This window comes from Flavobacterium sp. B183, assembly GCF_023539155.1.
Taxonomy (GTDB): domain Bacteria; phylum Bacteroidota; class Bacteroidia; order Flavobacteriales; family Flavobacteriaceae; genus Flavobacterium; species Flavobacterium tructae.
Genome location: NZ_CP097434.1, coordinates 680390 through 706262 on the forward strand (window position 1 = coordinate 680390; position 25873 = coordinate 706262).

Annotated in this window: 23 protein-coding genes; 8 read left to right on the forward strand and 15 right to left on the reverse strand. The window is 34.7% G+C overall.

The annotated features are described in order from the left end of the window. Positions 1-2 precede the first annotated feature (2 nt). On the forward strand, positions 3-1073 hold the full coding sequence (locus M4I44_RS03140; RefSeq protein WP_249966491.1) for a dipeptidase: 1071 nt from the start codon (positions 3-5) through the stop codon (positions 1071-1073). Here M4I44_RS03140 and M4I44_RS03145 read toward each other — a convergent pair. After that, the gene (locus M4I44_RS03145) at positions 1070-1846 is read right to left on the reverse strand and encodes a DeoR/GlpR family DNA-binding transcription regulator (RefSeq protein ID WP_249966492.1); all 777 of its coding nucleotides are present in this window, start codon (positions 1844-1846) and stop codon (positions 1070-1072) included. The two genes, M4I44_RS03140 and M4I44_RS03145, sit on opposite strands and share 4 nt — an antisense overlap. A 189-nt stretch (positions 1847-2035) precedes the next feature. On the opposite strand from M4I44_RS03145, the gene M4I44_RS03150 reads away from it, so the two are divergent. After that, entirely contained in the window at positions 2036-4339 is a 2304-nt protein-coding gene (locus M4I44_RS03150; protein ID WP_249966493.1) for a family 20 glycosylhydrolase, read from the forward strand. A gap of 241 nt (positions 4340-4580) precedes the next feature. Here the strand turns inward: M4I44_RS03150 and M4I44_RS03155 are convergent, their stop codons facing one another. The 3 genes from M4I44_RS03155 to M4I44_RS03165 all read right to left on the reverse strand — a co-directional run bounded on the left by M4I44_RS03155 (position 4581) and on the right by M4I44_RS03165 (position 8103). After that, the gene (locus M4I44_RS03155) at positions 4581-5327 is read right to left on the reverse strand and encodes a succinate dehydrogenase/fumarate reductase iron-sulfur subunit (RefSeq protein ID WP_017497710.1); all 747 of its coding nucleotides are present in this window, start codon (positions 5325-5327) and stop codon (positions 4581-4583) included. Between the two features lie 98 nt (positions 5328-5425). Further along, entirely contained in the window at positions 5426-7426 is a 2001-nt protein-coding gene (locus M4I44_RS03160) for a fumarate reductase/succinate dehydrogenase flavoprotein subunit (protein WP_249966494.1), read from the reverse strand. Between the two features lie 11 nt (positions 7427-7437). Continuing rightward, positions 7438-8103 carry a succinate dehydrogenase cytochrome b subunit gene (locus tag M4I44_RS03165; RefSeq protein ID WP_017497708.1) on the reverse strand — a complete coding sequence of 222 codons (666 nt, stop codon included), beginning with the start codon at positions 8101-8103 and terminating at the stop codon, positions 7438-7440. A gap of 321 nt (positions 8104-8424) precedes the next feature. Between M4I44_RS03165 and M4I44_RS03170 the strand changes: the two genes are divergently transcribed. Continuing rightward, on the forward strand, positions 8425-9786 hold the full coding sequence (locus M4I44_RS03170; RefSeq protein WP_249967405.1) for a hydroxymethylglutaryl-CoA synthase family protein: 1362 nt from the start codon (positions 8425-8427) through the stop codon (positions 9784-9786). A gap of 261 nt (positions 9787-10047) precedes the next feature. Here M4I44_RS03170 and M4I44_RS03175 read toward each other — a convergent pair whose 3' ends face one another. From M4I44_RS03175 to M4I44_RS03195, 5 genes are all read right to left on the reverse strand, one after another. Next, entirely contained in the window at positions 10048-11403 is a 1356-nt protein-coding gene (locus tag M4I44_RS03175; RefSeq protein ID WP_249966495.1) for a hypothetical protein, read from the reverse strand. After that, positions 11400-12518, reverse strand: coding sequence for a hypothetical protein (locus tag M4I44_RS03180; RefSeq protein ID WP_249966496.1), 1119 nt, complete (start codon positions 12516-12518; stop codon positions 11400-11402). The genes M4I44_RS03175 and M4I44_RS03180 overlap by 4 nt, the downstream gene beginning before the upstream one ends. Positions 12519-13052: 534 nt before the next feature. Further along, the gene (locus tag M4I44_RS03185) at positions 13053-13424 is read right to left on the reverse strand and encodes a hypothetical protein (RefSeq protein ID WP_249966497.1); all 372 of its coding nucleotides are present in this window, start codon (positions 13422-13424) and stop codon (positions 13053-13055) included. A gap of 71 nt (positions 13425-13495) precedes the next feature. Then, positions 13496-13987 carry a hypothetical protein gene (locus M4I44_RS03190; RefSeq protein ID WP_249966498.1) on the reverse strand — a complete coding sequence of 164 codons (492 nt, stop codon included), beginning with the start codon at positions 13985-13987 and terminating at the stop codon, positions 13496-13498. Between the two features lie 173 nt (positions 13988-14160). Continuing rightward, positions 14161-14901: a LytTR family DNA-binding domain-containing protein gene (locus tag M4I44_RS03195; RefSeq protein WP_249966499.1), complete on the reverse strand. Its 741-nt coding sequence runs from the start codon at positions 14899-14901 to the stop codon at positions 14161-14163. Between the two features lie 185 nt (positions 14902-15086). Between M4I44_RS03195 and M4I44_RS03200 the strand changes: the two genes are divergently transcribed. Continuing rightward, the gene (locus M4I44_RS03200; RefSeq protein ID WP_017497699.1) at positions 15087-15269 is read left to right on the forward strand and encodes a hypothetical protein; all 183 of its coding nucleotides are present in this window, start codon (positions 15087-15089) and stop codon (positions 15267-15269) included. An 82-nt stretch (positions 15270-15351) separates the two neighbouring features. Here M4I44_RS03200 and M4I44_RS03205 read toward each other — a convergent pair whose 3' ends face one another. From M4I44_RS03205 to M4I44_RS03215, 3 genes are all read right to left on the reverse strand, one after another. Then, complete coding sequence (locus M4I44_RS03205; RefSeq protein WP_249966500.1) at positions 15352-15792, reverse strand: GNAT family N-acetyltransferase; 441 nt, start codon at positions 15790-15792, stop codon at positions 15352-15354. A 116-nt stretch (positions 15793-15908) separates the two neighbouring features. Next, positions 15909-16772 carry a hypothetical protein gene (locus M4I44_RS03210; RefSeq protein ID WP_249966501.1) on the reverse strand — a complete coding sequence of 288 codons (864 nt, stop codon included), beginning with the start codon at positions 16770-16772 and terminating at the stop codon, positions 15909-15911. Next, a complete protein-coding gene (locus M4I44_RS03215) occupies positions 16765-18105 on the reverse strand; it encodes a polymer-forming cytoskeletal protein (protein ID WP_249966502.1) in 1341 nt (446 codons plus the stop codon). The genes M4I44_RS03210 and M4I44_RS03215 overlap by 8 nt, the downstream gene beginning before the upstream one ends. Before the next feature lie 301 nt (positions 18106-18406). Between M4I44_RS03215 and M4I44_RS03220 the strand changes: the two genes are divergently transcribed. Next, on the forward strand, positions 18407-18802 hold the full coding sequence (locus M4I44_RS03220) for a helix-turn-helix domain-containing protein (RefSeq protein WP_249966503.1): 396 nt from the start codon (positions 18407-18409) through the stop codon (positions 18800-18802). A gap of 265 nt (positions 18803-19067) precedes the next feature. On the opposite strand, the gene M4I44_RS03225 is transcribed toward M4I44_RS03220, so the two are convergent. Next, the gene (locus tag M4I44_RS03225) at positions 19068-20105 is read right to left on the reverse strand and encodes a hypothetical protein (RefSeq protein ID WP_249966504.1); all 1038 of its coding nucleotides are present in this window, start codon (positions 20103-20105) and stop codon (positions 19068-19070) included. Between the two features lie 1160 nt (positions 20106-21265). Here M4I44_RS03225 and M4I44_RS03230 point away from each other — a divergent pair. Further along, entirely contained in the window at positions 21266-22558 is a 1293-nt protein-coding gene (locus M4I44_RS03230) for an aminopeptidase P family protein (protein WP_249966505.1), read from the forward strand. A gap of 55 nt (positions 22559-22613) precedes the next feature. Here the strand turns inward: M4I44_RS03230 and M4I44_RS03235 are convergent, their stop codons facing one another. Both M4I44_RS03235 and M4I44_RS03240 read right to left on the reverse strand, forming a co-directional pair. Then, positions 22614-23135 carry a ferritin gene (locus M4I44_RS03235; protein ID WP_017497690.1) on the reverse strand — a complete coding sequence of 174 codons (522 nt, stop codon included), beginning with the start codon at positions 23133-23135 and terminating at the stop codon, positions 22614-22616. Positions 23136-23224: 89 nt separating this feature from the next. Continuing rightward, positions 23225-23581, reverse strand: a complete 357-nt coding sequence (locus M4I44_RS03240; RefSeq protein WP_017497689.1) for a hypothetical protein — start codon at positions 23579-23581, stop codon at positions 23225-23227. A 180-nt stretch (positions 23582-23761) separates the two neighbouring features. On the opposite strand from M4I44_RS03240, the gene M4I44_RS03245 reads away from it, so the two are divergent. Next, a complete protein-coding gene (locus M4I44_RS03245; RefSeq protein ID WP_017497688.1) occupies positions 23762-24565 on the forward strand; it encodes a TIGR00266 family protein in 804 nt (267 codons plus the stop codon). Positions 24566-24732: 167 nt separating this feature from the next. Beyond that, on the forward strand, positions 24733-25509 hold the full coding sequence (locus M4I44_RS03250; RefSeq protein WP_249966506.1) for an alpha/beta fold hydrolase: 777 nt from the start codon (positions 24733-24735) through the stop codon (positions 25507-25509). Positions 25510-25873 lie beyond the last annotated feature (364 nt).

Below are 25873 nucleotides of genomic sequence, written 5' to 3' on the forward strand. Positions count from 1 at the left end.
CTATGTTTATAATAGACGCCCATTTAGACCTTAGCATGAATGCGATGGAATGGAACAGAGACCTACGAAACGACGTTTCCACTTTACGCCATTTAGAAAAAGGCATGACAGACAAACCCGATCGCGAACGTGCCACTGTTTCTTTTCCTGATTTGCGAAAAGGAAATATTGGAATTGTGGTCGCCACGCAAATTGCACGATTTGTAAAACCCGACAGCCTTATCCCCGGCTGGAACTCTCCTGAACAGGCATGGGCACAAACACAAGGGCAGCTCTCCTGGTACAAAGCCATGGAAGAAGCCGGAGAAATAACTCCCATTACAGACAAAAAATCACTACTGAAACAGATTGATTTATGGAATGACGGAACCCCAAATGATAAAAAGCCGATTGGCTATATTTTAAGTTTAGAAGGCGCTGATTCTATTATTGATATTTCATATCTGGCAAAAGCACATCAGTACGGATTACGCGCTATCGGACCGGCACATTATGGTCCCGGCCGATACGCAAACGGAACGGATGCCACCGGAAAAATGCAGCAAAACGGACTTGATTTACTCAAAGAAATGGAACGTTTGAACATTATTCTGGATGCCACTCATTTGTGCGATGATGCTTTCTGGCAGGCATTAGACCACTACAACGGACCGGTTTGGGCAAGCCACAACAATTGCCGAAGTCTGGTAGATCACAACCGTCAGTACAGCGACGAAATGATCAAGGCTTTGATTTCGCGTGGAGCAGTTATTGGAGGTGCTTTAGATGCCTGGATGCTGGTTCCGAATTGGGAAAGAGGCGTTTCGACCCCACAGGGAACCAACTGCAATCTTGAAACTGTTTTCAAACACATGGATCACATCTGCCAATTGGCCGGAAATGCCAATCATATCGGTGTAGGCTCCGATCTTGATGGTGCTTTTGGTACAGAGCAATCTCCGTACGATTTAAACACTATCGCCGATTTACAGAAACTAGTTCTGATCTTTAAAAATCATGGGTATAATGACGAAGATTTAAATAAAATCTTTCATCAAAACTGGATCAACTTTTTACTAAAAAACTGGGATTAAACAAAAACTAAACTGGGAACTGCCTTCTTATACGCCTGTAGTTTTTCGTGATCGGGATCTACTTCCGTTACCACATAATCAACCTCGGATAAGTTGGCAATTTTCATTTTTAGAACCGTATCCAGTTTTTCAGAAATCGTAAGAATGGCCGTTTTTTCAGAAGCCTGAATCATTGCTTTTTTAACCTGAACCGTTTCCCAGTCAGAATCCGAAAAGCCGCCTTCGATGTCTAAGGCATTGGTTCCTAATACTAACAAATCGACTTTAATATTAGCCAGCTGATTGTAGACATCGCCGCTCACACACATTTGGCTGTACGACGAAATGCTGCCGCCAATCATGATAATTTTAACATTGGGTTTGTCCAGAAGCTCCACTGCTGATAAAACAGTAACGGTAAAAATAGTCAGATTTAAAGTATCAGGAATCAATCGGATAAACTCTCTGATCGTTGTTCCGCCACCAAGCAATAAAACCATACCATCACGAAGTAAACCTAAAGTTTTCTGTGCAATGGTTTGTTTTGCTTCACCTGCATAAGTTTGATTGGAAGACGAATGGTGATAGGCTTTTGTCATCGCACCACCCTTTACTTTAATCAATAAGGACTCTGATTCAAGTTCATTAATATCCCGTCTCACAGTATCTTCTGAAACAAATAATTTAGCCGAAAGGGTTTCAAAACTTACACGGGTGTGCAGGTTAATCTCTTTTAAAATAAGATTTTTACGTTCTTCCTTGGTGTAATTAACCACTTCATTATCATTATTCATGCAAGTTCATTTTTAGTAAAGCAAATGTAAACAATTAATGCAATATTATTGCGAAACAAATTACAATACAATGTAATAAAAAAGTTAATTCATCTATTATAAAGACTTTTAAATACAAATCGCTTTTGCAAAAAAAATGCAACTCAACCAACAAATCTTATATTTGTTTAACAAACTCAAAAAGTAACCATGCAAAAAAGTGTTTTTCTTCTTTTACTATTTTGTTATTCTTTTGGAAGTGCTCAAACTTCCTTAAATAATAATTCGATCATTCCGGCTCCCAATTTCTACAAAGCCACCGGAGACAGTATTCGTTTCAACGGACAAATTAAAGTACTGTTTGAAAAGAATAAATACAGCGCTAAAGAACAAAAAACGGCAAAGCTGTTGGAGTCTGTCATAAACGCAAATACTGCAAACAAAAAAAGCACTATCGATGTCGTATTCATAACACAAAATCCAGCTTCCTCTCTAAAAAAAGAAGGGTACAAAATTGTTATCACTCCAAAAAAAATAACCGTTACCGGAAGTGAAGAAGGATTGTTTTATGCGGTTCAGAGTTTACTGCAAATGCTTCCGAACAAACCCAAAAGTCAGGAAATAAAACTTCCTTGTGTCACCATAGAAGATGAACCGAGATACGATTACCGAGGTCTGCATTTAGACGTTTGCCGACACTTTTTTAGTGTTGATGTTATAAAAGATTTTATCGCTCAGATGTCCAGTTATAAATTAAATAATTTTCATTGGCATTTAACTGACGATCAGGGCTGGAGAATTGAAATTAAAAAATACCCAAAACTAACCGAAGTAGGTTCCAAAAGAGCACAGACTCTCGTAGGAAACAAGTTCGAAAGATTCCCTTATTTTTTTGACGGAAATCCGTACGGAGGTTTTTATACTCAGGAAGAAATCAAAGATGTTGTGAAGTTTGCAGAAGAACATTATGTCAATGTGATCCCCGAAATCGAAATGCCGGGACATGCCACTGCAGCCGTTACCGCTTATCCAAATTTATCCTGTTTTCCCGATCGTTCTTATAAAGTTATTGAGTACTGGGGAGTTTTTGAAGATATCTTCTGTGCAGGAAAAGAAGAAACCTTTACTTTTCTCGAAGATGTTTTAACCGAAGTCATGGCGTTATTCCCTAGCAAATACATTCACATTGGTGGTGACGAATGCCCAAAAGCCAGATGGAAAGAATGCCCAAACTGTCAAAAAAAGATCAAAGAATTAGGATTGAAAAACGAACATGAATTACAAACTTATCTTACCACCAGAATCGAAAAATTCCTGAACAATAATGGTAGACAAATTCTCGGTTGGGACGAAATGCTCGAAGGCGGATTAACGCCAAACGCAGCAGTAATGTCCTGGCGTGGAGAATCGGGCGGAATTGCCGCCGCCAAACAAAAACACTTTGTCATCATGAATCCGGAGCACATTTTGTATCTGGATTACAACCAGGCGTATTCGCCAAATGAACCTTTAACGGTGGGAAGATTAGTCACGGTCGAAAAAATGTACAACTACAACCCGACTCCGGTGGACAGTTTAACGATTGACGAACAAAAGTACATCATGGGCGTACAATCCAATTTGTGGTCGGAATATTTAACGAGCCCTGCCAAACTAAATTATCAACTTTATCCCCGAATATTTGCTTTGGCAGAAACTGCCTGGACAGCACCACAAAATAAAAATTACGATAATTTTGTTCTGAATCGCATGCCTCATCATTTAGAAAAACTGGAATTACAGAAAAGATTATACAAAGTACCAACACCGTTTGGAGCAAACGAAACCGCTTTAATCACTTCTAAATATACCTTGGATCTAAAACCAACCATCAAAAACGGACAAATTTTTTATACCATTGATGGCTATAACCCCGATGAAACGGCAGAACTTTACACCAAACCTGTCACGATACATGTTCCAAAAGGAGAATTCAGAATCGTAAAAACAGTTCAGATTAGCCCAAGCGGAAGAAAAAGCTCTATTAATAAAATTATACTCCGAAATCCTGATTTAAAACCTGCTTTAGCTGTAAAACCAACCAAACAAGGTTTAAAATACGAATACTTTATCGGAACCTTATTTCAGCAGGTTCAGGATTTAGAATTAGTGAAACCCGTAAATTCAGGAATATTCGAAGGTACCATGAGCAGTGAAAAGTGGAAAACGAAAAAAGAGCGCTACATTGGCCTAAAATTCGACGGATATATTTACGTACCGGAAACTGCAAATTATACCTTTTCAACGCTCTCAGACGACGGGTCGAAGCTTTTTATCGACAATGAACTGATCGTAAATAACGACGGAATACATTGGCTCAACGAAGCCTACGGAACCGTAAAACTTGAAAAAGGGTTTCACAAGTTCAACATCAGCTATTTTGATCAGGTAGGCGGAACTACTTTAAACTGTTTCATCCAGCCCGAAGGAAAAGAAAAACAGGAAATAAGCGCTTCGCAATTCTATTACGAATAAAAGCACAAAAGAGATAACCCAAAATAACAACTCCTTTGATGGAACAAAAATTCATAAAAAAGCAACAGTAAAACCCCAACGGGGTAATATATTTATAAAACTTCAACAAGACCTATAAAAAAGCTCCAGAGGAGCGATATATATTTACAATCTAACACCTATCGCTCCTCTGGAGCTAACAAAAAAAAGCATCCGCCTATCGACGGATGCTTTTTGTATATCTAAAAGGCTACGTTTAAAATTATCCTTTCAAGCTTGCTGCTAAATACTCACGGTTCATACGTGCAATATTTTCAAGAGAGATTCCTTTAGGACATTCTACCTCACAAGCTCCGGTATTTGTACAGTTACCAAAACCTTCAGCATCCATTTGGTGAACCATATTTAAAACACGGTCAACTGCTTCAACTTTACCTTGCGGCAATAAAGCGTATTGAGATACTTTTGCAGAAACGAACAACATTGCTGATGAGTTTTTACAAGTTGCAACACAAGCTCCGCAACCAATACAAGCTGCAGCATCAAAAGATTTATCTGCATCGTCTTTGTTGATAGGAATTGTATTCGCATCAATTGTATTTCCTGAAGTATTTACAGAGATAAATCCTCCTGCATGTTGAATTCTGTCAAAAGAACTTCTGTCAACTACTAAATCTTTAATTACCGGGAAAGCTTTTGCTCTAAATGGCTCGATAAAAATCGTATCACCATCTTTGAACATACGCATGTGCAACTGACAAGTAGTAACTCCTCTGTCTGGTCCATGTGCTTCTCCGTTGATAAACAAAGAACACATTCCGCAAATTCCTTCGCGACAATCGTGGTCAAATGCTACCGGTTCGTCTCCTTTATTGATCAATTGTTCGTTAAGAACGTCAAGCATTTCAAGGAAAGACATATCCGGTTCAATTCCGTCAATAGGATATTCAACAATCCCTCCTTTATCTTGGGCGTTTTTCTGACGCCATATTTTTAATGTAAGTTTCATTTTCTATAAGTTTAAAAGTCTTAAAGTCTAAAGTCATAAAGTCAAAAATCGAAAGCTTAATACTGTAAGACTTTGGACTTAGGACTTTGGACTAAACCCTATTTATAACTACGTTGTACTAATTTGATGTTTTCGTAAACCAGAGGTTCTTTGTGTAATACTGCCTCACTTGGTTTTCCTTTGTATTCCCAAGCTGCAACGTATGCAAAGTTCTCATCATCACGAAGTGCTTCACCTTCTTCTGTTTGATACTCTTCACGGAAGTGACCTCCACAAGATTCGTTACGGTGTAAAGCATCTTTTGCGAACAACTCTCCCAATTCTAAGAAATCGGCAACACGAGTTGCTTTTTCTAATTCCTGGTTAAATTCGTTAGCACTTCCAGGTACTTTTACGTCTTTATAAAACTCCTCACGTAAAGCGGCAATTTCTTCGATAGCTTCGGCTAAACCTTTAGCATTACGAGCCATACCTACTTTATCCCACATGATTTTCCCTAATTTCTTATGGAAATAATCTACAGAATGAGTTCCTTTATTATTGATAAATTTCTCGATTTGATCTTTTACTCCTTTTTCTGCTTCTACGAATTCTGGCAAATCTGTAGAAATAGGTCCCATTTTAATATCCGGAGCTAAATAATCTCCGATAGTATACGGTAATACGAAATAACCATCTGCTAAACCTTGCATTAAGGCAGAAGCTCCAAGTCTGTTTGCTCCGTGATCAGAGAAGTTCGATTCTCCGATTGAGAAACATCCCGGAATGGTAGTCATTAAGTTATAATCAACCCAGGTACCACCCATAGTGTAGTGAACCGCAGGGTAAATCATCATTGGCGTTACATAAGGATCTTCGTCAACAATTTTCAAGTACATCTGGAATAAGTTTCCGTACTTACTTTTTACGATATCCGTTCCTAACTTAGTTACTAAAGCACTGTCATTTTCATTCAATCCTTTTACGTGAGCAGCCTCAGCACCGTAACGTTTAATAGCAGCGGCGAAATCTAAGTAAACCGCTTCTCCTGTTTTGTTCACACCAAAACCGGCATCACATCTTTCTTTTGCAGCACGAGACGCAACGTCACGAGGTACTAAGTTACCAAAAGCAGGATATCTTCTTTCTAAGAAATAATCTCTTTCGTCTTCAGATAAATCAGTTGCTTTTTTCTTTCCTTCACGGATTGCTTTTGCATCTTCTAATTTTGCAGGAACCCAAATACGACCGTCATTACGTAACGATTCAGACATCAAAGTCAATTTTGACTGGTGATCTCCTGAAACCGGAATACAAGTTGGGTGAATTTGTGTGTAACAAGGATTCGCGAAAAACGCTCCTTTTTTATGTATTTTCCAAGCTGCTGTTGCGTTACTTCCCATAGCATTTGTAGATAAGAAAAACACGTTTCCGTATCCTCCTGAACCTACTACTACCGCGTGAGCAGAGTGTCTTTCAATTTCTCCTGTGATAAGGTTACGAGCGATAATACCTCTCGCTTTTCCGTCAACGATTACAATGTCAAGCATTTCGTGACGGTTGTACATTTTTACTTTTCCACGACCAATCTGACGGTTCATTGCAGAATAAGCTCCTAACAATAATTGTTGTCCGGTTTGTCCTTGTGCGTAAAAAGTACGGGAAACCAAAGTTCCTCCAAAAGAACGGTTATCCAATAATCCACCATATTCACGAGCCAATGGTACCCCTTGAGCCACACATTGGTCAATAATATTAGCAGAAACTTCAGCCAAACGGTGAACGTTTGCCTCACGTGCACGGTAGTCACCTCCTTTTACAGTATCATAAAATAATCTGTAAACAGAGTCACCGTCACCTTTATAATTTTTTGCAGCATTGATACCACCTTGTGCAGCAATAGAGTGCGCACGACGTGGTGAATCCTGAAAACAGAAAGCTTTTACGTTATATCCTAACTCAGCCAAAGTAGCCGCAGCAGAACCTCCAGCCAAACCTGTTCCAACTATAATAATATCTAAATTACGTTTGTTAGCAGGGTTTACTAAATTAATATGATCTTTATAATTTGTCCATTTGTCCGATATTGGACCATTTGGAATTTTTGAATCTAATGCCATTATAATTGATATTAATTATTGAAATGATGAAATAATGCGATGATAACGAAAAGTGCCGGTACTACAACCGCAAATCCATAACCAACTTTACTTAAGAATCGAGAATACTTATTGTGCATCCCAACGGATTGAAGAGATGAACTGAATCCGTGCCAAAGGTGAAATCCTAACAACACAAATGAGATACAGTAAATACCTGTGCGGATTGGATCATGAAACTTATGCACTAGCTCTCCATAATATCTTGTCGCGTCCGGTGCTGTACCTGCAATATATTTGTAAGTAACTTCAGGAAACCAAAAATCATAGAAATGCAATCCTAAGAAAGCCAAAATAACTAAGCCTGAGATAATCATGTTTCTCGAAGTCCAAGAAGCATTAGCAGCTCCGTTGTATTTTGCATAAGCAATTGGTCTTGCTGCGCTATTCTGAGCAGTCAATACAAATCCCATTACGAAATGGAAAATTACTCCGATTGCCAAAACAGGTTGCATTACATATTGAATCAGCGGATTGTATCCCATAAAGTGAGAAGCTTCGTTAAAAACATCTTCACTAATAATAGAAATAAAATTTAAGGAAACATGCAGCGCTAAAAACGTGATTAAGAATATTCCCGAAAGAGCCATAGCCACTTTCTTTAAGATGGAAGCATTCAATAGTGCAGATTGTGCCATAAGTGTTAAAGTAGTTTGTTTTAAAAAATTAGACAAAAATAAAGCAATTAGACATGAACTACAACCATTTCGTTGTTATTTATAATGATTTTAAAGAGCTTTCGGTGATATTATTGCAAATTATTTAAAAACAAGAAAATAGAAATTTTTCGCAAGTGATTTTAACGAATTCCTAGTTTTTATATAATTACCAAATTGTTATTTTTCACCCCTTTTTGCTCTGTTTTCCTCAAAAGTAAAGCGAGCCCGAATTTTATTGAATGAAAACAAGGGAATTTTAAGAGCATAATTTTACCTTTATCGGCTTCAAAAAAAATGACAATGAAAACTGGAATTGACGCTATTTCTTTTGATGTAGCCAACATACATTTACCTATAAAAACTTTGGCGACTGCCAGAAATATTGAACCCGAAAAATTAGAAAAAGGCCTTGGACTAATTAAAATGACTTTACCCGATGTTCATCAGGATCCGGTAGTTTTTGGAGCCAATGCTTTAACGAAACTTATTCTGGATCACAATATCAACTTAAACGAAATTAGCAGGATCTATGTTGGAACCGAAAGTAGTATCGACAGTTCTAAACCGATCAGTTCTTTTTTAATTAGTTTGATGGAGCAAAAATTTGGAGAAGATACTTTGGCGGAATGTGATGTAGTCGATTTTACTTTTGCCTGTATTGGTGGTGTTGACGCTTTGCAAAACTGTATTGACTTCGTAAAATTGAATCCCGCCAAAAAAGCAATTGTCGTAACAACTGATTTTGCCAAATATGATTTAAACTCTACCGGAGAATATACCCAGGGTGCCGGAGCAGTTGCAATGTTAGTGACTTCTAACCCCAGAATTATCGCTTTTGACGAAAACTGGGCAACCAGCACAAAAGGAGTTTTTGACTTCTTTAAACCATATCGAACCCTCTCTAAAGAAGAAATCACCAAAAACACCAACAACGATCTCTGGTTTGATAATTTAGAAGCCGAAATAGAAATCCATAAAGACCAACCGGTTTTCGACGGTCAGTACTCTAACCAATGTTATATGGATCGTACCCGTAATGCTTATTTCTCCTTCAAGAAACTAAAAAATACTACAGAAACTTTATACAATTCCTGGAACAGCATCATCATGCACCTTCCCTATTCTTTTCAGGGGCGACGTATGTTATCTGAAATCTACGCTTTAGACAGTGCCGAAAAAATCATTTCAGAAAACATTGAGTCTGCAGATTATCAGCTTAAAATTAAGGAAGTCGCAAAATCTGAAGAATATAGAAATTTTGTAACCGAGAAATTACAACCTGCTGAATTGGCTTCGTCTTTAATTGGTAATCTTTATACGGGTTCTATTTTCATGGGATTGTTATCGACTTTGGCTCATTTTTATGACACCAATAAAGAAATCGCCGGAACTCAATTTGGATTCTTAGCTTACGGAAGCGGATCAAAATCAAAAGTTTTTGAAGGTACAATCCAGCCGGAATGGAAAGCTGCACTGGAAAATGTGAAGCTTTTTGAAAATCTGGAAGAAAGCACAGAAATTGATTTCAACACTTACGAAGGCCTTCATAAAAAAGAACAAAAACAAAGCGTCAGAACTCCAAAAAACGAATGGATTCTAGACCGAATCGAAAAAGAGATCCCTGTTTTGATTGGGGCGAGATATTATAAATGGATAGATTAAGTAAAATTCCAAACTTTTTAAATTCCAAATTCCAATAAAAAAACCGAAGCAGTTTGCTTCGGTTTTTTGGTTTTATACAGATAGTTTCTCATTTCGACGAGGGAGAAATCTTCGCAAATAGCTGCGATTAGAATGTTACCAATCTTTGTAGAATTACTCGCGAAGATTTCTCCTTTCGGTCGAAATGACAAGATTGCGCTAAAAACTTTGTCAAAAGCTACAGAAACCTTTTTAACTACGTGGAGCAGTCTTTTATAAAAATCATTGAGAATCAAAAACTTGATAATGCTGTTTAACATCTTTCAATATCGCATAAACGACATCCATGTTTCCTTCCTGACTTCTTCTTGCCCAAAAGCTGTAAATCCAAACTGCTGTCGCTTTATTTTTGTAGTCAGTTTTTGTATTTTGCTTAGAATTTCTAGTAATCAAACCCCACGTTTTTTTTGAAACAAAAGGGCTGATTTCATTAAAATGATGATTTGGAAACTCTTTTTCAGCACCATAAATCATTGTTTTATAAATCATATCTATTACTTCAATTTCACCCTTATTTTCATTTTCAGCACGAGAAATATCATCTCTGCTCGAAATCAAGACCTCTATAAGTAAATCTAGATTTGAATCGTTGTATATATTTCTTGATAAGAGCGCAAACAAAATCGGTCTATAACTTTCATATGCATCTCTAAGTTCATCAGGATTCTCTCTTAACTTATCCGTGAGAAGCTTAGTTTCATATACATATTCATCAATATGCAACCCAATTTTAGTTTCATTTCTATAACCTGTTAAAGACTGATTTTTCCTTAAATACAAAAAATCTCTGAAGAAAAATTTTATCTCGTTACTTATTCTAGAATCGCTATATTCTTCATCATATCGATTCCTCAAAAATCCAGTAGATTTTACATTAGAGGTATTCATATCTATAAAACCATAATAATCCTCTACATATTTCACTCCATTTCCAATTACTTCAGTTTCCTCTACAGTACTGCTATCAACTAAAGCCAGTCTTTCATCTACTAACGGCATTACTTTTATAGCGTCAAACATTACATTTAAATAGCATTCCGGAGTAGCCATGCTTCCAACCCCAATAAAGAAAGCTCCTCCAAAAAGAATTAGCGAAAGAAAAACCATTAAAGAACTAAGCATTTTACTTACTTCATTAACCTTTTCTTTTACCTTAAAAAAAAGACCAATAATTAAGCTTACTACCATTAAAAGAACTACGAAAATACAGAGCTTTAAAATAAAAACTTTATACTCTTCTGCTGCACTTCTGAAACTTAAAGCAATACAAATGAGAGAAGTTAAAAACATAAAACTCGCAAAAATTACATAGGTAAAAAAAGAAATGGTCCAAAATTTATCTTCACCTTCTTTTTCAGAATGATTTTTTGATAAGTCCGAATAAATAACTGTTATTACTAATCGCTGTACTAGAATAGAAACTCCCAATAAAATAAGAGGAAAAAAGCCAATTAAGAATAATGGAATTTTTGTAATTATAGAAAAAAACTCCCCATACTCTACCCTAGAAAAGGTAAAACCTAATGCGATAAGTACAAAAAACTGAACGATTAAAATTATTTTATAAGATTTTATCATTCTTCAGAATTTTCATAATGTTCTTTTATTTCTTTTAAAATCAAGGCTACTTCTTTTAAATTCCCTTCATTATTTCTTCTGACCCAAAAACCATAGAACCACATCAAATCTGCTTTAGTATAATCATCTTGATCTGCAGAAGTTTTTAAATCTTTAATCTTTTGAATGGTTTCCTGAGAAAAATAGCTTTCAAATTTTAAAAAATATTCTTCTTGATACGGACCATTTTTTTGCTCAGTTCCCATAACTCGATATATTTCAATCAATTTATCTTTTTGACTTCCAATATCCTCATAGGCTAATAATAATCCGTTTACTATTTTATCAAAATTAGCTTCTTGATAAGTTTCATCCGATACAGCACTATAAAATACTCGTTTATACATTTCAAATTCAGAATAAAGCTTATCTGGCTTATTTCTTAAACTATCAATGAATTGTACGAGATAATAATTTTCATTTTCTGCAATATGATTTTGCATACTATAATCTATCGATTGTCTAACACCAAAAAAATTATGCTCTCCTTTTGTTCCGCCCCAATTCTCAATTAAAGAAATCCATGAATCATACAACAAAACTGCAGTGTCTTCGCTTTCGTCGTCACCTTCGTCGCTCTCGCCATAATCTTCATAAACTTCTTCTTGATTTCCTGTTTGTTTTTGTCCTTTAGCAATAAAATGTCTTTCTGAATTTTCTATAAATACTGAAACAAATGCCAATTCAAAAACACTCGAAACGGTTAGAATTAAGAAACTAAATACCAAAATAGCCGTAGCTAATGATTTATTTGTTTTCCAATAAATACCAGCCGCTAATAAAAAAGAGGCAACAACCAAACTAATTACAATAACAAGCAGGAATCTAGAAAATATAATTGCATAAAAATGAACCGGCTGATCTATAATTAAAGCATCCTTTTGAAAAACCAATACTGAAAATATACCAATGACCAACAATAAAAAAACGTTGCAATAGAAAGCAAATTTCCAAAAGTTCTGTTTACGCTTTCTTTTTACAATTTCTTCATCATCTTCTGAAGTTTTTGGAGTTTTTGGAAACAAAGTAAAAAGGGCAACGATACAGCAGACAGCAAAAGAAATTAAAGGCAGCAATTCACCATAATTAAACTCATAAGGATGAATTTCTCTAATTCTGATTACTTTTTGACTTTTCGGATTAGAGAGTATAAAAACACCTAATAAAAAAACGGGGATAAACTGAAGTAATAATACGTTTTTAAAAAACTTGGTCTTTTTATTCATAAACGGAGTTAAAAATTGTGTAGGAATTTGCCCAAAACTATTAAAAAAATTAACATTTACCGTGTGTTTTTTTATTTTTTTCCAAGAAAACACACGGTATTTTAAGTTAAAAATAAAAAGTCAACAATCAATCCTTCTTATGCTGTTCCGTATAATTCTGATTGCCTTTTAGTTGACAATCTTCGCTATGCATTCCGTTTGCCATTCCGAGCATGAAAGCGGTCATTATTAAAATTAGTTTTCTCTTTACCCCATAAAGAAGTAGTCGCTTAGATGGCTCTAAACGTGTTTTATTAGGTTTATACATTTGGTAAATAATAAATGATTAGACATTTTGAGTCGTTTAACGCCTTAATCAGCATAAAAACTCAGAAAATAAATTCCTTAAATAATGTCTAAACTTCCTCTGAAGTTGCCCGAAGTCATCATTTCATTTACAAAAACGGACTGTTTTATAAATGAAGTTAGATTTTGATGAAGCTTTTGCTGCAGTTTGAAAACGATCTTATTTTGAAAACTAAGAACATTTTCAACACTCAAAAAATCCAAAACAATCGAAAAAACCGATTTAACGCGAGAAGTAATTCGTCCAAATTGGTAGGAACGAAAATTCTTAAGATCCAATTCTGTTCTTGAAACCACAAAGGAAGACTGGTAATACTCGGCCGATTTTGATGGAGCACATAAAGTACCGTCACCTGCAATCACGACAAAAGTCAGAAAGAGTGCGATGAGATATTTTAGATGTTTTTTCAATTGATTTAAATTTGGATTCCGAATTAGCTTTCAAAAATACAAATTAACACAGAAATTTCAGTTTTGAACGACTATTTTTCCTCAGTAAAATCTTTACTTTCATTCTGAAAAAGCAGCAACCCTAATCCTAAAACAAAAACCAAACAACTCAAAAGCATTAAAACGCCATTTTTCAAAGCAAAAAATGAAAATCCCACAGCAACCGAACCAACAATTACCATCAAAGATTTTACAGTTTCCGTTTTTATAAAAGTAAATGCATGAACTGCCAAACCAACAAAAAGCAAAGAGGGCCCAACAATCACAAAAGGATAAAGAATAGATGGTGTATCACTAATCTGCTTGCTCAATGCCTCTCTGGCAATATCGTTATTCCCGAAACTCCACATTATAAAATCAATCGTACAAAGACCAATGTGGGCAATAACACCAAAAGTGGTTAATACTGATGCAATTGAATTTAGCTTGCTTTTCGGAAACACATCATTAAATGACAACAACAAACAGGCGCCAACTAAATTAAACCAATGCGCAAAATCGATTGGTTTTTGAAAGTCTGGCAAAATTTTAGAAAAGAAAAGATAACTCACAAGAAAAAATAGCAATCCTAGCAGGCAAATGTGTTTTGTTTTCATAATTTATTTTTAAAATTGATGAAGCAAAACTATTTTTTTAAATCCTCTCAAATCCCATTTTTATTGGCTTTGGTACAAAACTTACTGTTTTAGGTACAAAACTACAAAGTCAAAAGACTTGCTTTATAATTTTTAGATACCGGAAGTTCTATTTGAGTAAGAATGATTGTATTTGAATTCCTCCAGGATTTAAAATGCAATGGATTTATTAAATGCGAACGATGAATTTGAAGCAAAAAATCAAAATCTTCCTGTACTTTTTTGAGTGAAGAACGAATCAATTTTGTACGAAGCTGATTGTTTTCCAAATAAAAGATCTCGACATAATTTTGTGCATTTGAAATACAAACCAAATCTGCTTTTTTGATTTTTAAAACATCTAATTTGTTTTCTCCTTTAATAACCAAAAAATCCTCTTTTATCGGAATCAGTTTAAGCAAATAACGTCTTGCCAAAACAATTACAGGAGTTAAAATCAGGGCGACTTTGATAAAAATAATCGAGAAAAATGCTGCAAAATTATATCCTCCGTTTAAAATTGGACTTTTATAATAGGTGTAAGTTCCAAAAAGATAAATCAAATAAAAGAAAACTATACTTGCGATTTCTAAACTAACGCTCCATTTGGATATCTTCTTGTAAATACTCTTTTGAATAAATCCAACAATTGAATAACATAAAAATGCCAAAGCACTAAAACCTAAACTAATTAAAAGCCATGATTTAAAATTTATCGTACCGTCGTCAAATGGTCTGATGATGAAAGCAAAAACAAACAGCCAAACACTAATTAGTGCGCCAACTATCAAATGATGTTTTATGGACGTATTTAATTGCTGCATTTTTTCTTTAGGCAAATTATTAATTTACAATATTAAACTTTTACCCAACTTTCATCAAGTAAAAATCACTCCGAATCGAAAACTTTCCTTTGTAAGTATTTATTTAAAAATAATTCATATTTTTATCAAAGTGGTATCCGAAAAACTTATAGAGTAGGAAAATCAAAAAAACAAAAAAACCATTTATGAAAAATTTCCAAAAATTAACCAAAGAAGAATTAAAATCCATTAATGCCGGTACCGGAAAATGTATAGCATATCCTTTATGCAACGGTGAACAAGTTACTCCTATTGGACAAAACTCATGTGGCTGGTATTTATATAAAACAGCATCAAACAGTACTTGCATGGAATACGGACTATCTTAACAACATACTCCTCAATTTAGTAAAACTGCTATCAACAAAATAGCAGTTTTTTTATACTCTGTCTTTTTCATCGCCAAAATGCTTACTTATAAATCGTAAACTTATTGTGCGTTAAACCAAAACCAAGATTTTCGTAAATCAACACGTTTTCAACCCGTCTTTTATTGGTCGTAACTTCAATACTTTTCAAATTATTCCGATCGGCATATTGCAAAATCTCATTTATTAATTGCCTTCCAATGCCTTTCCCGCGATAATTTTGATGAATAAAAAACTCCTGAATTTCACCCACCAAACCGCAATGATGCAAAAGATTTTGGGTGTGAAAGCTAATAAATCCTAAACCTTCTATTTCGCTTTCGGCAATTAGATAGAGATTTTTAGGATTTGAAATGTTTTCATCAAATATTTGGCTAAACACTTCAAAATCTAAAACTTCGTTTTCAAGCTCGTTTATAGCTTGGTAAACAAAATCTAAATCCTGTTTTTCTACTTTTCTGATTTTAATATTTAGATTCCCCATAATTTTCTACTCTTCTATTAAAAATAAGTTCTTTCACATACACCAAACTCTGTTAGACTTTAAAATATTTACTTACTTTACGAATACTTATAACAGACTCTTATTCCTAAAACTATTTACAAATCCTGTCTATTAATTTTTTGTATATTCTTTTTTACAAACTCAATAGTATCCGTTTTTCTTGGACTATCCCAACCTATCTTATTTGCAAAATCAACTTGTTCAACTACAACTCCAATCGAATCATTTAGCTTCTTCAAATAAAGATCTTTAAATTTTACTTCATTAGATGTTCCTCCAGTAGAATTCAAACTATCTAAAAGCTTAAAAGAAAATGGAACCTCTTCTTTATAATGAGAATTGAAATAAATAGTAAACAAAATTTCTTCTCTATAACTTCTCCTGTTACTAAAAGAATCAATAACTGTGATTGCAGAGTCTATTTGTAGTTTTGAATTATCAAGTAACAGAACTTCTTTAACATTAGGCTGAAAAAAATACTTTGTAGAAAATAACAAATGTTTATCCCATGCATCTGATGGAAAATAACTTACAATAATATACCCTAAAGAGAAAAAATAGAACCCTATCGTCAAAACAGTATATCTTTTTAAGAATGTGCCGACAATCCTTTTTTTCCAGAATTTCAAAAACAGATATGCTTGAAAAGTAAAGAAAATTAAAAATAATAATATGAAAATCATTTTTTCAATGAAATCATTTTTTCGACTAAAACTCAAAATATAAAAGTTCAGAAAAAAGCTAGTTAAGCACAATAACACAAATATTCCATAGAAAATAAGATTCGACTTTATTATGTCGAAAAAACTTATTTCTTTCCATTTTTTTAAAACGGTGATAATGACAACTGACATCATCGCCGAAACAGCAAATAAACGAAAAGCGACTATAAATAAACTTATTTTAGTATCAATATCGGGCTGACCGTAAAACATTTTTCTTGATTTTTTTTTAACCAATTCGCTCAAATTTCTGCTTATATTTCACAACATAAGCATTCCATTCCTCTTTATAAATTTCATAATCATAAACCGAAGTTGCATAATCAACAACTTCTTTACTAAAGTGATTACCAAAAATAGCGTCAAGATGCTGTATTCCTGAATCGATTACACTTTTTAAAATGGATAATTTATCCTTTCCGTTTTCTTTGCAAATCTTGTCTAGCCATAAGCCTTTGCCAATTTTCACATATGCGGAGAGCAAACTATCGGTGATAAATTCCGCAGGAACATCATTGATATTGGGTTCGTGTTTACCTTTTTTAAAAGTCGTAATAATTAATTCTTCCGAATAAAAACGCTCCGGAATCAATGAAACCAATGTTCCGCTCTCAGCCGCTTTCCAGCAAAGTTCTTCGGTTATAAATGGATCAGGAATGACCTGTAGCGCAAAACCATCCTTACTCACTAATTTCTCGCAAATTTCAGACGTAATAAAATCTTCTTCCACAAACGGTAACGCATGATGGGTCATATTTAATGCCATCTCACACAATGCCACCGTCTTAAATTGAAGCGGAACTATTTTTAAATCTCTGTAATTTGACGAAACTCTCTTTTGCCAATATTCCTGATTTTTCAGCAACGGATTACTTCCTTTTAAAACTAACTCACCTCCCTCCAACTCTCTTTTCAGCTCTTCAAAAGTTGTTATAAGCGGGTTCTCCAGATGCTTGCGCAATTCAATTGAAATAACTTCCTCGTCACTGTCCTCATCATATTCACATTCATTTTCAGGATCCATGTCGTCTGTTTTATCATTATAATAAAACAAGTCATTTTTACGATCCGTAACTGTGGTATAATGATCTTCGACTATAAAAACCGGAGCTTCAATACAGCCCGAACATTTAAAATTACCGTGATTATAAGAAGTCATTACTACCTCTTTGGCTGTAACGTTGCCTTCAATTTCGACATACGAACCTCCCAACAACATGCTTTGACAACTTACATCTCCTTTAATAAAAACATAAGGTCCGTAATCGCCTTCGGCATTTATAATTGTTCCGTTTACAGAAAGATTTCCATTTATTAAGACTCCCTCAATTCTAAGACCTTCCATTTCTTTTAAGGGAAGATTTAATACCCCGGCAAGCCATTTTTTCTCTTTATTTTCATAAAGATCGAAATAAAAGTTTCCTTCAAAATTTACACTTTCGGATGCAATCAAAAAGAAATCCTCCTCTTCCCATTCCTCAAAATAATCGAAACCTTCTCGATCGATTAAAAATGGATATTGCGATTTGACTTCTTTGATTGTAATTAATTTGAAACCTGGGTGATGCATTTTATACTTTATTGGGCTATTATTTATACTCGATTATACAATATTACGCAATATTGTCCTTTCGACGAAGGAGAAATCACACACGTTGATCGGCAAAGATTGGCGACCTTGATTGCGGAATTTCTAATGTGATCTCTCCTGCGTCGAGATGACAAGGATTGCATTTCTTCAGAATCAAAAACAGTAAGAAAAATTGTATATTTATAACATTGAAAAACAATTTACAAAATGTATCTCACAAGTGAATACTTGTTTTCGACCAAAACCAAAAATGTAAAAGAATTTTAAATATCTTTGAATTATGAGCACAGCAAAACCAAAACATATCGGCCGAAACATAAGCCGAATAAGAGAATTGAGAGATATGAAGCAGGAAGCTCTTGCACAGGCAATCGGTACAACCCAACAATCTATCTCTATTATTGAAGGAAGCGAAAGCGTTGACGACGAAAAGCTAAAAGCAATCGCCGAAGCTTTAGGCGTACCCGCCGATGTAATCAGGAATTTTTCGGAAGAAGCTGTTTTTAATATTATTGGAAATACTTACGATAATGGTTCTATTTCCGTTAATCATGGTTGTACATTTAATCCGTTGGATAAACTCCTTGAGGCTTTTGAAGAGAATAAAAAACTTTACGAAAGATTGGTTGAAGCGGAAAGGGAGAAAGTGGCTCTTTTAGAGAAACTGTTGAAATAGAAACTTATTTATAAATGAAAAAACCGAAGCTGGATTAGCTTCGGTTTTTTTGTGTAAAAAAGTTACTCTATTCAACGAAGAAAAATCTGCAAAATCTATGAAATCTGCGTGAAATAATAATTGCCAATCTTTGTCGAGTTTCGGGTGTGATTCTTCGTTCCTCAGAATGACAAGATTGCACTTAATTGCCTCTTTGTGAATTTGCAAGAAAAAACTACCGTGCTTTGCGTAAACCTTAGCGTACTTTGCGGTTAAATCAAAATATTTATTTTCTTGATGATTCCAGTCTCTTTATTTTTTGTTTCATTAACTTCAATTCTTTCTCTTGTTTTTCACTTTTCTTATTTTGAATTTCAAGTTTTTTATTTTGTTCGATGGTATACAAAGTAAGTTCTTCGATTTTCTGTAGTAATTTCATTTGAAATTCTTTCATTTCAAGTCCGTTTGCAATCATCTCTTTTTCAGATGCAATTTCCGGAAGATGTTTATTTCGAGTTACAAACTCTTCCAACTTATTCAAATCCATTAATTTGTAATCATCTTCAAAAACAAAATCACAACCTCCCGATAAATCAACTTTTACCTCTTGTGCTCTAATTGTACCGCAAACATCTAATTTGTAAAGTGGAGATACTGTCCCAATTCCAACAAGTCCTTCCCCCGTAATAACCATTCTATCATAATTACTTAAATCTGAACCATTCCATGTTGTAGTATGAAAACGAATGTCTCCATAAAAACTACTCCCCGCAGGATTAGGATTTACAGAATAAATCCCTGAACCTCCTCTTCCAAAACTTAGTCCTCCTTTATAAGTAACTTGTCCTCCAGTGGCTGGAATAAATGCACCAGAAATTTTTTCACTAATTACCAATGTTGGTTCCTTACCATTAGGAAGGAAACCATTAACCGTTGTCCCGGAATACGATGCAAAATCACTATACACAGCAGAATTACCTCGTACTTCAAGTTTGGCTGTCGGAGTATCCACCCCAATACCAACTTTTCCATTATTTGGTTGTAAAATTGTTCCACTTTTAGAATGTTCAGATCCACCATCAATAATAATACCTGTTAGAAAGGCTAATTTTAGTTGTTGGTAATTTGGTCCTTCAAAAACCCCAGTCGTCCTGTATATTCCATAACTCAAAGGACTAGGCTTAAACCAGGTAATCCCATCAGGGACATTACGTCCGTCATTAACATCACTAAAGTTTATTGAGTTATGCAATTCATAAGTTTGCGCATTAAGAAACTGAAACAAAGTCAGCGTAAAAAAAGTAAATAAGCCTTTAATCTTCATATAAATATTCATTTGTCAAAACAGTTCTTCAATTATAAATCTACATTTTAATAATTGAATGAATCTGCCTACATTATTAATTTTTTTGGCTAAAATAGTATTTCAATTTGTACATTTCGATAAATTCAAAAAAAGTTAATCCATAAAATTTATTTGAAACAAAACCGTCAATCTTTGTCGAGTTCCGTGTGTGATTCTTCGTTCCTCAGAATGACAAGATTGTGGTTAAGGCAAACTGTAAAAAAGAAAAAATCTGTAAAATCTGCAAAATCTGCGTGAGACAAAACCGCTAATCTTTGTCGAGTTTCGAGTGTGATTCTTCGTCCCTCAGAATGACAAACCTTATACCTATCAATCTTTGTCGAGTTACTTACGAAGATCTCTCCTTCGTCGAGATGACAAGATTGTGGTTAAGGCAAACTGTAAAAAGAAAAAATCTGCAGAATCTGAGAAATCTGCGTGAAACAAAATCGCCAATCCTTGTATAGTTTCGTATGTGATTCTTCGTTCTTCAGAATGACAAACCTTACGCCTATCAATCTTTGTCGAGTTACTTACGAAGATCTCTCCTTCGTCGAGATGACAAGATTGTGGTTAAGGCTAACTGTAAAAAGAAAAAAAATCTGCAAAATCTGCAGAATCTGCGTGAAACAAAACCGCCAATCTTTGTCGAGTTCCGTGTGTAATTCTTCGTTCCTCAGAATGACAAACCTTATACCTATCAATCTTTGTCGAGCTACTTGCGAAGATCTCTCTTTTTGTTTTAGTGAGTCTTTATGCATTTCAAAGTTTTCGTAACAAAAAATGAACTAAAAATATTTTGTTACACTTTTTGAAACAAAATTAAAATTTTAAAAAAAATGTTACAGCTTTTGAAACAAATTAGAATAAAATAAAAATTTGTTACAACTTCCTTTGCGCCCTTTACGATGATCATTTGACTTCACTCAGGAAGACAGAAACAAATAAAACTTTGCGGCTTTGCGACTTTGCGAGAAAAAAAACAGCACACTTTGCGTAAACCTTAGCGCCCTTTGCGGTTATCCTTCAACTCCGCTCAGGAGAACACAAAACAAATAATAAAACTTTAAGAAATCAATTTCATGCTGTTTGCTGAAAAAACGTAATTTTGAAATTCGAAGTTCAAAAACCGAATTATTATGAAATATCACCAAATAAACAGCGCTCTTTTTGTAAAAAACCGCAAAAAATTCACGGCAGAAATGAAACCTAATTCAGTTGCCGTTTTTAATTCTAATGACATTTACCCGGTTAGTGCCGACAGTACTTTACCGTTTGCACAACACCGAGATATTTTTTATCTGAGCGGTGTAGATCAGGAAGAAAGTATTTTGCTTTTGTTTCCGAATGCGCCTTACGAGCACCAAAAAGAAATTCTTTTCCTGAAAGAAACCAGTGAACACATAGCAATCTGGGAAGGTGAAAAACTGACTAAAGAACGTGCTTTTCAGGTTTCAGGAATCAGAACAGTGTATTGGTTACAGGATTTTCATAAGATTTTGAACGAAATGATGACGTACGCCGATACGATGTACATTAATACCAACGAACATTACCGTGCGACTGTTGAAACAGAAACCCGTGAAGCTCGTTTTGTAAAATGGTGGAAAGAACATTATCCGGCACACAATGTAGCCAAAAGCAACCCGATTTTACAACGTCTGCGTTCTGTAAAAGAAAGCGAAGAGCTTGATTTGATTCAACAAGCCTGTGACATTACCGAAAAAGGTTTCCGCAGATTACTTTCGTTTGTAAAACCAAATGTTACCGAATACGAAATTGAAGCCGAATTAATTCATGAATTTATCCGTAACCGTTCTAAAGGTTTTGCTTACACGCCGATTATTGCTTCGGGAAACAATGCCAATGTTTTGCATTACATCGAAAACAACCAGCAATGTAAAGAAGGAGATTTAATTTTATTGGATGTTGCTGCCGAATACGCCAACTACTCGAGCGATTTATCCCGTACAATTCCGGTTTCGGGAAGATATAACGAAAGACAAAAAGCAGTTTACAATGCTGTTTTAAGAGTAAAAAACGAAGCTACAAAAATGTTGACTCCGGGAACACTTTGGAAACAATACCATGTAGAAGTAGGGAAAGTGATGACCTCTGAATTATTAGGTTTAGGTTTGATCGACAAAGCCGATGTTCAGAACGAAAATCCGGAATGGCCGGCTTACAAAAAATATTTCATGCACGGAACGTCTCACCACATGGGGCTGGACACGCACGACTACGGATTGCTTCACGAACCCATGAAAGCCAATATGGTTTTTACGGTTGAACCGGGAATTTACATTCCGGCAGAAGGTTTCGGAATTCGTTTAGAAGACAACGTAGTAATTCAGGAAAAAGGAGAACCTTTTAACCTTATGCGCAACATTCCGATTGAAGCTGACGAGATTGAAAGCTTGATGAATGAATAAATAGAAAAAAGCCCTTAATAAATTTATTAAGGGCTTTTTCAATTTTATATATCAGTTACTCTCCGATTTTTGCGATTTGCACATCCAACTGGAATTTACCGGCAGCTTCGCTTTCATCAATCAAATCAAAAAGCTCTAAAGCTCTTCTTGCGTTTTTCTCTTCCTCTCTCTGCTCAGCAACATACCACATCATAAAATCTTCTGTAGCATAGTCATTTTCAGCTCTACATTTTGCAATTACTTTATTCACTGCTTGTGTAACTGCAATTTCATTCTGCAAAGCAATTTCAAATACTTCTCTCAAAGAAGCAAACTCTTGTTGTACTTCCGGAACAGACGGCGTAACGGCAATCCCTCCCATATCTGTAATATATTTGAAAACTTTTAGGAAATGCTCTCTTTCTTCTTCAGCTTGTTTGTACAAATAAGATGCTGTATTGGCATAACCATTTCTATCTAACCATGCAGCCATAGCTAAATATTTGTTAGAAGCGTCACTTTCTAATTTTGCTTGTAAGTTTAATATATTTTCTACACTTTCAACTAATGAAGTACGTGTTCTTAATAAATCTTTCATATCCTCTAATTTTTATATGTGTAAAATTACAAAAATTAAAGGAGGCTCCTCCAACTGCTTGAAAATTTGGATTTGATCTAAGTAAGAATCTAAATAAGCTCTACGTTTACAATGTTACAAAGCATAGAATGTAAAGTGAGGGTAAATTTAGTTCCGTTTAATAAATCTCTTAACTGCACTATTTCACAGATAGTAAGATTTCTGGAAAAATTTCTTTTGGTGGTTTCAATCAATTGTGCGTCTGACCGATCAGATAAGTCATAAAGCATATTAAGAATATCAACGCTATTGACCTTTCTTTGAAAAATCAAAAAATCATGAATTTTGTAACTTGACACTGTATCAACAAAATTGATAATTATACTATTAGTCAAATCACATTGATAACTGTATCCTTTTTCGGTTTCAAATAATACTTTGGTGGTCAAATCACTAACTAATGCCATTCTGATAAAATATAATAACGTTGCAAAAATATAAAATTCAACGCAATAAAAAACATAATTAAGACTAATTTAAAATAACAAAATCATTTAATGTTCTTAAAAACAGCGGTAACTCACTAAAGAGTGTAACATTCTACGGCATTATTAGTCTAATTTTAAAAACAAATAAATTAAGAAATTATGCAAGCACACGAAATAGATTATCAGATTTTTGGTGAAGAAATGCAATATGTTGAAATAGAACTGGACCCGCAGGAAATTGTAATTGCCGAAGCCGGCAGTTTCATGATGATGGAAAACAATATCCAGATGGAAACGATATTTGGAGACGGTTCTCAACAACAAGGTTCAGGTTTGTTTGGCAAACTTTTAAACGCAGGTAAAAGAGTTCTTACCGGCGAAAGTTTATTTATGACAGCATTTTTAAACCAAGGCAATAGCAAAAGCAAAGTTTCATTTGCGTCGCCATATCCCGGAAAAATTCTTCCGATTGATTTAACAGAATTTCAAGGCAAATTTATCTGCCAAAAAAGCTCGTTTTTATGTGCTGCTAAAGGTGTTTCTGTCGGAATAGAATTTTCTCAAAAACTTGGACGTGGTTTATTTGGCGGTGAAGGCTTTATTATGCAGAAAATCGAAGGAGACGGAATGGCATTTGTACATTCGGGCGGAACAATGGCTAAAAAAGTATTGGGGCCAGGCGAAGTTCTAAAAGTAGATACCGGATGCATCATTGGTTTTACCAAAGATGTTGATTATGATATTGAATTTATTGGCGGAATTAAGAATTCTATTTTTGGCGGCGAAGGATTATTTTATGCCACATTAAAAGGTCCCGGAACGGTTTACATACAATCGTTGCCTTTCTCGAGACTGGCTGACCGCATTATTGCATCTGCACCAAAATCTGGCGGAAACAGCCGCGACGAAGGCAGTCTTCTTGGCGGATTAGGAAATCTTTTAGATGGTGATAACCGATTCTAATTTGTAATGGCTTTCAGAAATGGAAGCCATTTTTAATTTGTTCACAAACCGTATTTTGCTATAAATAAATTTATTCCCGTTTTAAAGATTTCCCAATTAAATCAAGACATCTCAATATTTTACTTCAGCTTTCTTAACTTTGTGCCTGACAACAAAAAAAGTTCATTTTGAAAACGCTTTTATACAAAAATACCAAAATATCATACTCAGATTCGGGAACTGGAAACCCCATTGTATTCCTTCACGGCTTTCTGGAAAACAAAAAAATGTGGAAAGACTATGTTGATTTTTTCTCCGAAAAATATCGTGTCATTACAATCGACTTATTAGGACACGGCGAATCGGATTCTTTGGGATACGTGCATACGATGGAAGACAATGCCAATGCCGTTCAGGAAGTGCTGAATCATTTAAAAATTGAAAAAGCTACTGTTGTCGGACATTCGATGGGTGGTTATGTTGGTTTGGCTTTCGCCGAATTGTTTCCAAAAAACATTCAGAAACTGGTTTTACTCAACTCTACTTCAAAGGAGGATAGTCCGGAGAGAAAACTTAACCGAACACGGGCTATCAAAGCAGTCAAACAAAATTACGTAACCTTTGTGAGCCTGGCAATTGGCAATTTGTTTAGTGAGAACAACCGAATCCGATTAACAGAGGAAATTGAAAAAGTAAAAACGCAGGCACTCCAAACACCTTTACAGGGAATTATAGCTTCACTTGAAGGAATGAAAGTCAGAAAAGACAGGGAAGCACTTTTACAACAAAACCTTTTTCCCGTTTTATTAATTTTAGGAAAAAAAGATCCTGTTCTGGATTACGAAGACTCCCGCACTCAGATAGATGATACTACAGCAGAACTCATTTCTTTCGAAGACGGACATATGAGTCATATTGAAAACAAAGAGGAATTAAAAACCGTTTTATCACAATTTTTCTCTTAGATCACGGCCTTCAGCATAAAAAAAGACCGTTCCGAAAAATTATCGAAACAGCCTTTTCTTCTTTTTGTTGGGGGCAAAAATTTATACTTTTTAAAAAATTTCTTTTTAAAAATTTCGGCAAAGTTATTCCTTTTATGCACTAATCCTAAGCCCTTGAATCACTTTTGTTTATAGTTTATACTTTGATTGTTTAAAGAGTGAAATTTGTAGATAAATTCATCAAAAAGAGAGATACTCCATAAAAATTATAACATTTTACTTCATAAAACTCATTTAAAAAAAGTGTATTTTTGATGTAATTCCAGAAATGAGATCGCTTTTTTCATCATGAAACCATAAAAATTGATATTCTGAATAAAGACGA